This window comes from Mucilaginibacter sp. PAMC 26640 (genome assembly GCA_001596135.1).
Classification (GTDB): Bacteria; Bacteroidota; Bacteroidia; order Sphingobacteriales; family Sphingobacteriaceae; genus Mucilaginibacter.
The window spans coordinates 1,906,094-1,919,774 of sequence record CP014773.1 but is presented as its reverse complement, the minus strand read 5'-3'; the positions used below and the strand labels follow the sequence as shown (position 1 = coordinate 1,919,774).

At 45.8% G+C, this 13,681-nt stretch carries 10 protein-coding genes; 3 read left to right on the top strand and 7 right to left on the bottom strand.

What is annotated here, in order from left to right:
* Positions 1-157: 157 nt before the first annotated feature.
* Complete coding sequence (locus tag A0256_08220) at positions 158-1,024, bottom strand: hypothetical protein (protein AMR31412.1); 867 nt, start codon at positions 1,022-1,024, stop codon at positions 158-160.
* Between the two features lie 204 nt (positions 1,025-1,228).
* Here A0256_08220 and A0256_08215 point away from each other — a divergent pair, with 204 nt between their 5' ends.
* Both A0256_08215 and A0256_08210 read left to right on the top strand, forming a co-directional pair.
* The gene (locus A0256_08215) at positions 1,229-1,711 is read left to right on the top strand and encodes a hypothetical protein (GenBank protein ID AMR31411.1); all 483 of its coding nucleotides are present in this window, start codon (positions 1,229-1,231) and stop codon (positions 1,709-1,711) included.
* 108 nt (positions 1,712-1,819) lie between these two features.
* Positions 1,820-3,256 (top strand): asparagine--tRNA ligase, encoded by a 1,437-nt coding sequence (locus A0256_08210; protein AMR31410.1) that lies wholly within the window; start codon positions 1,820-1,822, stop codon positions 3,254-3,256.
* 142 nt (positions 3,257-3,398) lie between these two features.
* Here the strand turns inward: A0256_08210 and A0256_08205 are convergent, their stop codons facing one another.
* The 4 genes from A0256_08205 to secA form a co-directional block, all read right to left on the bottom strand.
* Positions 3,399-4,328, bottom strand: coding sequence for a hypothetical protein (locus A0256_08205; GenBank protein ID AMR31409.1), 930 nt, complete (start codon positions 4,326-4,328; stop codon positions 3,399-3,401).
* Positions 4,329-4,427: 99 nt separating this feature from the next.
* Complete coding sequence (locus tag A0256_08200) at positions 4,428-5,612, bottom strand: N-acyl-L-amino acid amidohydrolase (protein ID AMR31408.1); 1,185 nt, start codon at positions 5,610-5,612, stop codon at positions 4,428-4,430.
* Entirely contained in the window at positions 5,605-6,072 is a 468-nt protein-coding gene (locus A0256_08195; GenBank protein AMR31407.1) for a hypothetical protein, read from the bottom strand. Before A0256_08195 ends, A0256_08200 begins: the two co-directional genes overlap by 8 nt.
* A gap of 121 nt (positions 6,073-6,193) precedes the next feature.
* Complete coding sequence (gene secA / locus A0256_08190) at positions 6,194-9,502, bottom strand: preprotein translocase subunit SecA (protein AMR31406.1); 3,309 nt, start codon at positions 9,500-9,502, stop codon at positions 6,194-6,196.
* A 241-nt stretch (positions 9,503-9,743) separates the two neighbouring features.
* On the opposite strand from secA, the gene A0256_08185 reads away from it, so the two are divergent.
* A complete protein-coding gene (locus A0256_08185; protein AMR31405.1) occupies positions 9,744-11,018 on the top strand; it encodes a phosphoribosylamine--glycine ligase in 1,275 nt (424 codons plus the stop codon).
* Between the two features lie 216 nt (positions 11,019-11,234).
* On the opposite strand, the gene A0256_08180 is transcribed toward A0256_08185, so the two are convergent.
* Positions 11,235-12,362: a hypothetical protein gene (locus A0256_08180; GenBank protein AMR31404.1), complete on the bottom strand. Its 1,128-nt coding sequence runs from the start codon at positions 12,360-12,362 to the stop codon at positions 11,235-11,237.
* Positions 12,363-12,486: 124 nt separating this feature from the next.
* Positions 12,487-13,668: a hypothetical protein gene (locus A0256_08175; protein ID AMR31403.1), complete on the bottom strand. Its 1,182-nt coding sequence runs from the start codon at positions 13,666-13,668 to the stop codon at positions 12,487-12,489.
* Positions 13,669-13,681 lie beyond the last annotated feature (13 nt).

Sequence of the window (13,681 nt, the reverse complement as noted above, 5' to 3'; positions counted from 1 at the left end):
GGGCAGCGCAGCGATCCCGGGGTGAGTCCACTCTGCAAGCGATGGGTGATGGAAAGTTGAGGAGACATGGCGCTTATTGCTTCACCCTCTCTGCTGCGCAAAGAGGGTCGGGCAGCACAGCGATCCCGGGGTGAGTCCACGCTACAAACGGCAATTACTAAACAGCACTCCCCTCAACTTTTTTCGGTTTCAAAAACGTTACCGCTATTCCCGCCAACACCACAACGCTGCCAATGATCTCTGTAAATGATAAATGCTCATTCAGAAAAAAGGCAGCCAGGATCCCGGCAAAAACGGTTTGGCTCAATAACGCAATGGCTACTTTGGTAGATTCCATATACCGCAGGGAATAATTGATAGTGAGCCAGCCTACCAGCTGGCAAATAAGCCCCATACCGATAAAACAAAGCCAAACTTTAATGGGGAAATGTACCATATCATCTCCCGTAAAACTGCTGATGACCAACAGGAAGATCCCCGAACTAAGCATGCTGTAAAACATAAAGGTAAACACATCTATCCCCGCCATGATGTTTTTGGTGAGCATAATGTAACTGGCATATAGAAAACTGGCCAGCAAGGCCAGCAAGATGCCGGTATTAAATTCCAGATGGAGGATATGCTGGTAACCCACCAGGATCACCATGCCGGCGATAGCTATCAAAGTGCCGATCCAAAACAGCCGGCCAGACAGCTTCCTGAAAAGCAGGTAGCCCATGAGGCCCACCCAAACCGGGGCCAGGTTGGCAACCAGGGTGGATACGGTGGCGCTGATTTTCAAAAGTGAGATATTCCAAACCGCAATATCTGATGCGAATATGATCCCGGCAGCAATCGCAATCAATAATTGGCGACGATCTACCTTTAGTTTGTTTTTGATGATACAATAGGGCAGCAGGCAAACCCAGGCAACGGCTACCCGGTAAAATGCAGCACCCAGCGGAGATACACCGGCCAGCTTTACAAAGATTGGCGAAAAAGAGATACACAATATCCCGACTAACAGACTTACCCTTGGGTTCATGCGGCAAAACTACGCATTGCCACCATTAGACGATCTAATTTTGAAGGATTAATTGACTTATCGAAACAAGCGTGGCAAAGCAATGGCCCAACGATGTGTACCGGAACCTTTGTTGATTTTAATTTAACGGAATCATAACACTGTCAGCCTTAATTCACTGTAGCGTTCCGCCATTAACGGACGTAATTAAAATAAAAACTTATCATGAAAAAGTTAACGCTGCTTATCCTAATTGTTTTGGGCTTATTTACCGCTGGATGCTCTAAACGCAATTGCTGCGTGTCGCCGGCTATTGCACCTTACATTGGTGCCGACAAAAATATGGTGAAATGGACCGGCGAAGCCACGGCCGAAAAACAGGGTACGGATACCTTATTGATTATTGGTTCGAAAACCGAAGAGCGCCTTATCATGCGCTTAAAATTCACAGGCAAGGGTACATACACCTTTCAAAACACACAGGCTTTTTATTTTACAACTGTTGGCGGCGATGTTTTTACCAGCGAATATGTATTAGACAAAACCGCTGCGAGTACACTAACCGTTACAGGCTATGACGAAACCAGCCGATTGATTAGCGGCAGCTACAGCCTTACCCTTAAAAGAGATTATCCTAACCCATCAACTGCTTACCCCGAAACGGTGAAATTCGCTAATGGTATGTTTAACGTTTACCTACCCAAATAGATCCGGACATTTTTATTGAAAAGGCATCAGCACCGCGCTTAAATTATGCAATTTCAGGTTCATCCAATGGATGATTAATTGTATTTTTGCCACCCAAAATACTTTTATATGAGTCAGCGAATTAAGATTAAAGCATTACTGCAAAGCGGGGAAACCGGTACCGAGGTAACGGTAAAAGGATGGGTACGGGCATTCCGGTCCAATCGTTTTATTGCTTTAAACGATGGCTCTACCAATAGCAACCTGCAAATTGTGGTTGACTTTGAAAATACGGACCCCGCCTTATTAAAACGCATTACTTTTGGTGCGGCGGTTGCTGTTACCGGCGAGCTATCGGCTTCTCTGGGCCAGGGGCAGTCGGTGGAGATCATAGCCCGCGACATTGAGATCCTGGGCGATTGTAACTCCGATGAGTTTCCGTTACAACCCAAAAAGCAAACCCTGGAGTTTTTGCGTGAAAACGCTCACTTGCGTTTCCGCACCAATACCTTCGGCGCGATATTCCGTGTAAGGAACACCTTATCGTTTGCCGTACACCAGTTTTTCCAGGAGAAAGGCTTTGTATACCTGCATACACCGGTCATTACGCAATCTGATGCTGAAGGAGCCGGCGAAGCTTTCCACGTAACCAATTTTGATTTGGCTAACGTACCGCGCACTGATACCGGTGAGGTAGATTACAAACAGGATTTCTTTGGTAAATCAACCAACTTAACCGTATCCGGTCAGCTGGAAGGTGAATTGGGTGCCATGGCTTTAAGCGATATCTACACCTTTGGGCCAACGTTCCGCGCGGAGAATTCCAATACTACCCGCCACTTAGCCGAGTTTTGGATGATAGAGCCGGAAATGGCTTTTTATGACCTGACTGATAATGCCAACCTGGCCGAAGAATTACTGAAATATGTAATTAACTACGCGCTGGACAAAAATAAAGAGGACCTTGAAATTTTAAACCAGCGTTTGCTGGAAGAAGAGAAAAGCAAACCGCAGCAGGAACGTTCTGAACTGAACCTGCTGGATAAACTGCAATTTTGCTTAAATAACGATTTTGAGCGCCTTACCTATACCGAGGCGATCCAGATCCTGCGTGATTCTACTCCTAACAAAAAGAAAAAATTCCAGTTCCCGGTTGAAGGCTGGGGTACCGATCTGCAATCGGAACATGAGCGTTATCTGGTAGAGAAGCACTTTAAAAAACCGGTGATCCTGACGGATTACCCTAAAGAAATCAAATCCTTCTACATGCGCCAGAATGATGACGGCAAAACCGTTGCAGCAATGGATATTCTTTTCCCGGGCATTGGCGAAATAGTAGGCGGGTCGCAGCGTGAAGAACGTTTGGATAAATTAGAAACCCGGATGGACGAACTGGGCATCCCTAAAAATGAGCTTTGGTGGTATTTAGATACCCGCCGCTTTGGTTCTTGTCAGCATGCCGGTTTCGGTTTAGGCTTTGAGCGTTTAGTACTTTTTGTAACCGGTATGGGTAATATCAGGGATGTGATCCCTTTCCCAAGGTTCCCGAAGAACGCTGAATTTTAGGCCGGAGCCCCCCAGCCCTCTGAAGGGGGAGTTTTTGATTAGCAAATTTTAAATTCACATAATGCAGAAAGCCATCCCGCGGATGGCTTTCTGCATTATGTGATATGCCGTTCACCCTTCAGGGGGTTAGGGGCTAAGCTTCCTACTCTTTTTTATAATCCTTATGCACAATTAAAAAACTGGCCCGCTCTTCCTTATGGAACGGGATATTCCAGTTCCCCTGGTAGGTGATCTTGATGGGCAGGAGTTCGTCGTCGAATTTATTGAGCTCGATATTCATCTGCACATTAAAATCAAATAGCATATTGCTGTATTTCATATCGATATAGCGGCCCAGGATCTGGAAGGTCCGCATATCGAAGATGGTGGTCATCTCCTGAATCATTACATCATCCGGACTGCTGCTGGGTTTGCGAACCACTTTAAAGCGGTATACCGGGATGCTATCGAGATATTTACCCCGGGCAAACTGGTACAGGTAAAATTGCTTTAAGTCGGGACCAAAAATTTCTGTTTTATCGCTGATAAAAGGGATCCCGTTTACCTTACGCCCGGGCGTAAACACCAGCGTTTTCAGTTTTGATTTGTAACTTTCATTCTTACCGGGTTTATCTCCCGGTTGTCCCTCTCCTTTTACAAAGTCGGAGTTGTAGGCATTCATAAAGATATAGTCAAACATCTCTACGGTATACAGCTGGTACTTGCCATTCTTTTTAAACACGGTGCCGCTATCGGCTTTGGCCAAATATTGCAATTTGTGGCTTCCCGCTACATTGCTATGCTGAATTTTCCTATAGATCTTGCCCTCTACCCTGTTCTTTTTATCATAGGTAAACACCCGGTTCTCGGCCGTGAACTTGTAGCCTTTCATGTTCTGAAAAGCCTTGTAAAAGCTGGTATCCTGCGTTACCGCATCGATAAAGTCCTGTACCCGCAGCCGGTGCGAGATAATATTAACGGGCGAATCGATCACTACGGTAAGTATAGTGTCTGGGTTAAAGCGTTGGATCTGCTGGGCATTTGAGCAGAAAGCGAATAGGATAAAGCAGAAAGCCAGGAAAAGTCTTTTCATCTATTGTTTAGTCCATGGTTGATAGTCGAAAGACCATAGGTAGAAATAGCGGTTCAATCCGGGCTCTCCATACGCTATGGACATCTTTTATCGACGAAATTAATTTCCCAATTGCTTAATAGCCAAATAGGCCATCAGTCCGGTACTTATTTTAAAGGCATCTTCTTCCACATCGAAGGTTGGGGTATGTACCGATGAGGTGATGCCACGCGCCTCGTTCCTGGTGCCTAAACGATAGAAACAACTATCGGCAACCTGCGAGTAGTAGGCAAAATCCTCTGCCGCCATCCAAATATCCAGGTCCAGTACGTTCTCTTTGCCTAAATAATCTTCGGCATGGCTCCGGGTTGCATTCGTTAACACTTCTTCATTGATCAGGAAGGGATAGCCGCGCATGATATTAAATTCGCAACTGCCACCCATGGCCTCGGCAATACCTTCGGCCATTTTCTTGATCTTGATATGAGCCTCGTTCCGCCATTTTTCATCCATGGTACGAAAGGTACCCTCCAGGTAAACTTCGTTCGGGATCACATTGGTTGCGCCGTTGGCGATCACTTTTCCAAAGGAAAGTACCGAAGGGCTTTTAGGGTCGGCAAAGCGGCTTACCACTTGCTGCAGTGCGGTTAAAATATGTGCAGTGATGATCACCGGGTCAACATTTTGCTGCGGTTGTGCACCATGGCCGCCTTTACCACGCACGGTAACGTATAATTCATCTGTAGAGGCCATATACTTGCCCGCACGGAAACCAACCTTACCGGCATCGATTAGTGGCATTACATGCTGCCCCAATACCGCGTGCGGCTTAGGATTTTCCAGTACGCCTTCTTTGATCATTAAACTGGCTCCACCCGGCAGTTTCTCTTCAGCAGGCTGAAATATCAACTTAACCGTTCCACCAAATTCTGCTTTCAGTTCTGTTAAGATCTTCGCGGTTCCTAATAGCGATGAGGTATGCGCATCATGTCCGCAGGCGTGCATCACACCCGGGTTTTGCGATTTGTAAGTAACGTCATTCGCTTCCAGTATCGGCAGAGCATCCATATCGGCACGCAGGGCGATGACCCTGTCAGAAGGCTTGTCGCCCTTGATCATGGCCACCAAGCCGGTATCGGCCATTTTATGGTACTCCAAACCCAGTTCGGTTAGCTTATTGGCTACAAACACCGATGTTTCCACTTCGTGAAAAGACAGTTCGGGATGGGAGTGCAAATGCCGGCGATTCGCTACCACATCGTTAAATATATCTGCCGAAAGCTGCTGGATCTTTTGCTTAATCATTACTAATAACTGTTTTTGGGGGATTGATTTTTTCTGAAACGATAAACATGGCCGAAAACGTATCCTGTAGTTGGGCCTTCATTTTTTCGGCCTCCAAACGGGTTCTGAAATCGCCGGCTTTTACCTTAAAGTTGGGTTCACGGTAACCTACGTACGTACGCATCTCCGGAAATTCGCGGTTAAACCTTGCCTGTGCTGCAAAAGCTGCGCTCCGGTTACTACCGCTATAGATCTGTAACCGATAGCCATAGGATGGGAAAAATCCCCCACCTGCCACGCCGCCCATTTTGTTAAGTAAAGCCCGCTTGGCCAGCAGGGTATCAAACAAGGGATCGCGCACTACGGTAACTTTGCCTTTTACCTGTGCGGAGGCTGCCACCGAGAAAAGTAACAGCACAAAAAAAGAGCAGCATTTGATGAGGCTTAACTTAGCTTTATGATCAAATGTTGCTCTTTTCATTAGTTATAATGTAAACGCAGTCATAACGAACTTGTTTCGGTAACCCATCTGCAAAGTAGCATACATACTGTTTACTACTACCTGGGTCCTGAAACAAGTTCAGGATGACGCCTTCTGCTATTTAATTTTGCCCTACGCCGTGGCAGTTCTTAAACTTTTTGCCGCTACCGCATGGGCAAGGGTCGTTCCTGCCTATTTTTTGCTCAACCTTTACAGGAGTTGCTTTTTGTACTTCGCGGGTATCTTCCATCGGCATGCCGTTAGCTTCGCCAACCAGTTCCGGCTTGGAGGTGCGCATTTTTTTAAGATCCAGCTTCGGCTCCGGTTTTGCTTCCTTCACTTCCTCCGGCTCCTGCTGTACTGCAATTCCACCTCTGAACAGGAAGCTTACCAGCTCCTTGTTCACGTTTGATAACATCTGGCGGAATAATTCAAAAGCCTCGAACTTATATACCAATAATGGGTCTTTTTGTTCGTAAACGGCATTCTGTACCGATTGCTTTAACTCGTCCATTTCGCGTAAGTGCTCTTTCCAGGCATCATCAATCAGGTACAAGGTAACGTTTTTCTCAAACGACCTGAACACCTCTGCCCCTTGGTTCTCCACCGCTTTCTTCAACGGCACAGCCACCTGGATACCATGTACGCCATCGCTGAACGGAACAACAATGTTCTCCACATACTGGCCACGGGTATCGTAAACATCTTTAATAACCGGGTAAGCCTGCTGCGCAATGGCTTCAGATTTACGCTTGTAGAAATCGATCACATCATTAAAGGTTTTATCAACCAGGTTATTAACGGATGTGGCTGAAAACTGCTCCTGTGTTGTATCCGGATCAACCGAAAACAAACGGATCACCTCCAACTGGAAGCCTTCGTAATTGTTAGCTTCTTTATATTCGGTAACCACATCCTCAATAACATCAAAAATGGTGTTGTTCAAATCAACTTCCAAACGCTCACCGAACAAGGCATTTTTACGTTTTGCGTAAATAACGGTACGCTGTGAGTTCATCACATCATCGTACTCCAGCAAACGTTTACGGATACCAAAGTTATTTTCTTCTACTTTCTTCTGCGCACGCTCAATAGATTTTGAGATCATGGAGTGCTGAATCACTTCGCCCTCCTCAATACCCATTCTTACCATCAGGTTAGAGATCCTTTCCGAACCGAATAAACGCATCAGGTTATCCTCTAATGACACGAAGAACTGGGATGAACCCGGGTCACCCTGGCGGCCTGCACGACCACGCAGCTGCCTGTCTACCCGGCGGCTCTCATGGCGCTCGGTACCTACAATGGCTAAACCGCCAACTTCTTTTACGCCTTCGCCCAGCTTAATATCCGTACCACGACCAGCCATGTTGGTAGCAATGGTTACCGTACTCCGCTGACCAGCCTCGGCCACAATATCGGCCTCTTTCTGGTGCATCTTGGCATTCAGTACATTATGTTTAATACCGCGCAGCTTAAGCATACGGCTCAATAACTCAGAAATTTCTACAGAGGTAGTACCTACCAGTACCGGGCGACCCGCCTCCGTAAGTTTAACAATTTCATCAGCAACAGCATTGTATTTTTCGCGGATGGTGCGATAAACCAAATCCTGCATATCCGAGCGGGAAGCAGGGGTATTGGTTGGGATCTCCACTACATCCAGCTTATAAATTTCCCAGAATTCACCTGCTTCGGTAACGGCAGTACCCGTCATACCACAAAGCTTATGGTACATTCTGAAGTAATTTTGCAGGGTTATGGTCGCAAATGTTTGGGTAGCATCTTCTACCTTTACATTTTCCTTTGCCTCAATAGCCTGGTGTAGGCCATCGCTGTAACGGCGGCCATCCAAAACACGGCCGGTTTGCTCATCTACTATTTTTACTTTACCATCGTCAAGGATGTATTCGGTATCCTTTTCAAATAAAGTGTATGCTTTCAATAACTGGTTAACCGAGTGGATACGTTCCGATTTGATAGAAAAATCGCGCATGAGCTCGTCTTTCTTAGCAATCTTTTCTTCGGCAGGCAAGGCAGATTTTTCGATGTTGGCGATCTCGGTACCTACGTCAGGCATCACAAAGAAACCCTGATCCTCACCGGAAGCGGTGATCAGCTCGATACCTTTTTCAGACAATTCTACCGAATTGCTTTTCTCATCTATAATGAAGAACAGTTCAGAATCTACCTTAGGCATTTCTTTACCCTGATCCTGCATGTAGTGGTTCTCTGTCTTCAGCAATACGGTTTTGTTACCGCCTTCGCTCAGGAACTTGATCAGTGCTTTACTTTTTGGCAATGCACGGTGCGCACGCAATAAAGCTAAACCGCCTTCATCAACACCGGTTTTGCCATCGTTGATCGCTTTTTTAGCTTCATTCAATACGCCATTTACATACGCCTTCTGTGCATTAACCAAACGCTCTATACGGGGTTTCAGCTCATAAAACTCGTGTTCATCACCACGCGGGATAGGCCCGCTGATGATCAACGGTGTACGCGCATCGTCAATTAACACCGAATCCACCTCATCCACCATGGCAAAGTGTAGCTTGCGCTGCACCAGCTCTTCAGGGCTACGTGTCATATTGTCACGCAGGTAATCAAAACCAAACTCGTTATTGGTGCCAAAAGTAATATCAGCTAAATAAGCTTTGCGGCGCTCTTCAGAATTAGGCTCATGTTTATCAATACAATCCACAGATAAGCCATGGAATTCATATAACGGGCCCATCCACTCGCTATCTCGGCGTGCCAGGTAATCATTCACCGTTACAATGTGTACGCCCTGGCCTGCAAGTGCATTCAGGTACGCAGGCAGTGTAGCTACCAGCGTTTTACCTTCACCTGTAGCCATTTCAGAGATTTTTCCCTGGTGAAGTACAATACCACCAATCAGCTGCACATCGTAGTGTACCATGTTCCAGGTAACCTCGTTGCCGGCAGCCAGCCAGGTACTGCTATGGGTAGCTTTATCGCCTTTAATTACTACGTTGCTTTTCTTTGCTGCTAGTTCACGGTCAAACTCAGTAGCGGTAACTTCGATGCTTTTATTCTCAGCAAGGCGCTTAGCGGTTTCTTTTACTACACCAAAGGCCTGTGGCAAAATATTGATCAGGATATCTTCCAGCTCCTTGTTGCGATCCTTTTCCAGCTTATCTAACTGGGTATAAAGGGTAACCTTTTCGCTTACCTCCATATCCAGTTCAGTTTCAGTCCGGTCCTTTATGGCCTGTATTTCGCTATCAATACCGGAGAGCCCGGTAGCAATGGTTTCTTTAAATTCTATCGTTTTAGCCCTAAGCTCATCATTGCTCAATTGGCCCAGTTTGGCAAACTCCGCCTTAATCTTCTCAACTATAGGCTGGATGCTTTTAACATCCCTGTCTGATTTGCTTCCGAAAAGCTTACTAAAAAAGTCTAACATAGTATTTTTATAAAGTGCAATAAACTCAACAATTGAGCCACTGCAATTTCAAAGTCATATTGGCAGGCAAAGGTAAGAAAATAGTAGCAAGTAGCTAGTAGGAAGTAGCTAGTATCTAGTATCTAGTATCCAGTATTTAGTATTAGTATGGCTGGCCGGGCGCATTAAATCTTGATACTTGATACTAAAGACTTGATACTTCCTACTTCCTACTTGATAGCAAAAAACTATCTTTGGCCCCATGAATATCCTGATCCTCGGTTCGGGCGGAAGGGAAAGCGCCTTCGCCTGGAAAATTTCCCAAAGCCCTAAATGCGATAATCTTTTTATTGCACCGGGTAATGCCGGCACAGGCCAATATGGCACCAACGTTAACCTTAAGGTTACCGATTTTGAAGGCATCAAAACTTTTGCGGTAAGCAATGCGATCAGCCTGGTATTGGTTGGACCCGAGGAACCGCTGGTAAAGGGCATTCATGATTTCTTTTTGGCAGATGAGCAGCTAAAGCATATCCCGGTGATAGGCCCGCAGCAGGAAGCTGCCCAACTAGAAGGCAGTAAGGATTTCAGTAAGTTGTTTATGCAGCGCAATAATATCCCTACAGCAGCATCAAAAACATTTACAAAAGACACTTTGCAGGATGGTTTTGCTTACCTGGCAACTGCCGGCTTGCCGGTAGTTTTAAAAGCGGATGGATTAGCAGCCGGTAAAGGCGTATTAATTTGCCTGACACTGGAAGAAGCCCAGCTGGAGCTAGTAGAAATGCTTACCGAGGCTAAGTTCGGCAATGCCAGCTCCAAAGTTGTAATAGAGCAATTTTTACAGGGCATCGAGCTATCCGTTTTTGTGATGACCGATGGCACCAACTACAAAATACTGCCGGAAGCCAAAGACTACAAACGCATTGGCGAAGGTGATACCGGTTTGAATACAGGCGGTATGGGTTCTGTTTCTCCGGTTCCGTTTGCTGACGCTGCTTTTATGGAGAAGGTAGAGCAAAGGGTGATCATCCCAACAATTGAAGGTTTAAAGAACGAAGGCATCCCGTACAAAGGCTTTATTTTCATCGGACTGATGAATACACAAGGCGAGCCTTGGGTAATAGAATACAACTGCCGCATGGGCGACCCGGAGACGGAAAGCGTTATGCCACGCATCGACTCTGATTTTGTGGATTTGCTGCAAGGTGTTGCTGAGGGCAACCTGAATGAAAAGGAATTACTTATCTCTGATAAAACTGCAGCAACCGTTGTGTGCGTAGCAGGCGGTTATCCAGGCGAATACCTAAAAGATAAAGCCATCAGCGGGATAGAGAATGTGCGCGATTCGCATGTGTTCCATGCCGGCACATCGTTAAACGGTGAAGAGATCTTATCAACCGGCGGCCGGGTATTGGCCATTACCTCGTTACAAAATGATATGTTCAGTGCCCTGCAACAAGCCACCGCAGATGCAGCCAGGATCTATTACGACGGCGTATATTTCCGGAAAGACATCGGATTTGATTTGTTGTAGTCGGAAAGTCCGAAAGTCCGGCAAGTCCGAAAGATAGGATATCAAAAAAGGTCCCGTGAGCAATGCTCCGGGACCTTTTGTATAAATATCAGCCTGACTGATTCGCAAATCTACCTTCACAAATTCACAGACTTCCGAAACTTCGTACTTATCGATCTTTCCAACTTTCCGTCTTTCCGACTTTCCGACTTTCTGTCTTTCCGACTTCCGACTAAATTATATCTTCCCAAACAGTTCTGCCAGTTTAGCATCCAGATCGTCGCCGCGAAGGTTTTTACCGATGATCTTTCCATTAGGATCTAACAGAAAGTTTTGAGGGATAGCGCGCACGCCATACATACCGGCCGCTTTGCTGTCCCAGAATTTAAGATCGGATAACTGTGTCCAGGCAAGGCCGTCTTTATGGATAGCTTTCAACCAGTTTTCCTTAGCGTTCGGGCGATCTAAAGAAACACCTACAATGGTGAAGTTTTTGGCTTTGTATTGATTGTATGCCTTAACCACGTTGGGGTTTTCTGCGCGGCAAGGACCACACCATGATGCCCAAAAATCTATCAGCACATATTTACCGCGGAACGAAGAAAGGCTAACCACTTTACCTGCTGTATCTGCCTCAGCAAATTCAGGGGCTGTTGCGCCTAAGGCCACCGCTTTTAATTTAGGCAGCATTTCGCCAAAAGCTTTGCCACCTTCTGAGGCTTTAATTGCAGGCGACAGGTTTTCATATAAAGGCGCTATATCTACATAATCCGCGCTGTAAGTAAAAGACTGCAGTGCGTTCAAACTTATATAAGAATCCGGGTGAGCCGTTATAAACTGCTTGTTAATTGCTTTCTCCTTTTCATCGATAGCTTTTTCATCCAGTTTAGCCTGCTTAATAAATTCCGGGGTTTTTGCCTGGTCGCCGGCTGCTTTTTCTTTTGCTTCCATAGCCGTATAACCGTCGTTCACAGGCTTCAAAGCGGCTTGGTACAACGCATTTTCCTGGTTTGTTTTAGGCCCGTCTACCTTTGCATCAGCTATTGCATCTGTAGCACTAACATTAACAACACCAGGCTCAATATAAATAGATTTATAATCGCGGGTACCATTCATTCCTGTACCTTTCGCGTTAAATAAGAGGTAACCGCTGGCGGGTGTAGTGCCCGCGTTGCCAGTAAAGCTAAACTTGCCATCTTTAAGTACAGCAGAGTCGATAACGGTTTTTTTATCTTTACGGTATTGCAGGTAAACTTTGGCTGGCGCACCAACTGTACCTACATTGCCCTGTACCGTAAATTTAGTATCCTGTGCAAAAAGCATTGCCGGGAATAACGCTAAAGCGCTGAAAACTATTTTCTTCATGAGTTAGTGATATGATTAAGATGCCAATATCCTACTAAGAGCCAAGAAATCAAAGCAAAAGCAGCTATTGTAACGACATAATGACAAGTTGTTTATCGTAAACCCGCATTTTAGCGCAATGCCCCTATATTTTACCCAATAATTCTTCCAACTTGTTATCTAAATCATCGCCGCGCAGGTTTTTAGCAACTATTTTACCTTGTGGATCTACCAGAAAATTTTGTGGAATGGCTTGCACACCGTAAAGCGTTGCGGCCATGTTTTTCCAGAATTTCAGATCGGAAACCTGGGTCCAGGTAAGGCCGTCGCTTTTGATAGCGGCTATCCAGGCATCCCTGCCGGTTTCTTTATCCAGCGATACGCCCAGCACCGTGAAGTTTTTGCCTTTGTATTTATTGTAAGTGCGCACCACATTAGGGTTTTCCTGGCGGCAAGGACCGCACCACGATGCCCAAAAATCTATCAGCACATACTTGCCTTTAAAAGAAGATAAGCTCACCGGCTTACCGTTCACATCATTCTGGATAAAATCCGGCGCCATAGAACCTATGGCCGTGATCTTCAGATTGTCCATTGAATATTTTAACTGCTTAGCCAGTTCGGTGCTTTTTACATCAGCGGACAGCGCATTATATAGCGGCTCCACTTCAGCAACATCCGGCGAAGGGCCACTAACGCTGGTTAACGCCAGCAAACTGAGGTAACTATCTGGGTTAGCAAAAATAAAGTTCTTTAAAGTGGTCTTTTGCTCGGCCTGCAGTGCTTTGTAGCGCCCCTGCATGGTGTTTTGAAACGCCGCAGATTGCTGCTGGGCAGCTGTTGCAGCCTGTGCTTCTTTGCCCAGGGCCTGTGCCTTTTGAATAATCACTTTCAACTGGCCCTGCAGCCTTACGTTATCATCGTTCAGTTTTGACCCGGTAATAACTGCCTTGGAGATTGAATCTTTAGATGCTATGTTGATATCGCCCTTATCGATAAAAAAAGTTAACAGATCTGTGCCTTTTGCCGCACCACTTTGCGGACCATTTGGAAAGCTCTGCTGCATAAATTTGGCGTATTCGGTACCTTTGTAGCTTACAAACATGGCGGCGTTAACCGGGTTCATAACCACGCCGGTAAAAGCAAAATCGCCGTTTTTAACTTCGGATGAGTCAGTTACCGTATTTGAACCCAGATAGTAGGTAAGGAAAATTTTTGCAGGAGCATTAAGGGTACCAACCTTGCCTTTAATGTTAAAAGGTTTGGCATTTTGTGCGAATACCAGTGCGGGTACAAGCGCCAGCAGGCATAAAAAAGATCTCTTCATTTATCTGATTATA

Coding starts and splice junctions, on each gene's coding strand:
- A0256_08210 (AMR31410.1), top strand. CDS start 1,820: ATGAGTCAGCGAATTAAGATTAAAGCATTACTGCAAAGCGGGGAAACC.
- A0256_08220 (AMR31412.1), bottom strand. CDS start 1,024: ATGAACCCAAGGGTAAGTCTGTTAGTCGGGATATTGTGTATCTCTTTT.
- A0256_08185 (AMR31405.1), top strand. CDS start 9,744: ATGAATATCCTGATCCTCGGTTCGGGCGGAAGGGAAAGCGCCTTCGCC.
- A0256_08215 (AMR31411.1), top strand. CDS start 1,229: ATGAAAAAGTTAACGCTGCTTATCCTAATTGTTTTGGGCTTATTTACC.
- secA (AMR31406.1), bottom strand. CDS start 9,502: ATGTTAGACTTTTTTAGTAAGCTTTTCGGAAGCAAATCAGACAGGGAT.
- A0256_08175 (AMR31403.1), bottom strand. CDS start 13,668: ATGAAGAGATCTTTTTTATGCCTGCTGGCGCTTGTACCCGCACTGGTA.
- A0256_08180 (AMR31404.1), bottom strand. CDS start 12,362: ATGAAGAAAATAGTTTTCAGCGCTTTAGCGTTATTCCCGGCAATGCTT.
- A0256_08195 (AMR31407.1), bottom strand. CDS start 6,072: ATGAAAAGAGCAACATTTGATCATAAAGCTAAGTTAAGCCTCATCAAA.
- A0256_08200 (AMR31408.1), bottom strand. CDS start 5,612: ATGATTAAGCAAAAGATCCAGCAGCTTTCGGCAGATATATTTAACGAT.
- A0256_08205 (AMR31409.1), bottom strand. CDS start 4,328: ATGAAAAGACTTTTCCTGGCTTTCTGCTTTATCCTATTCGCTTTCTGC.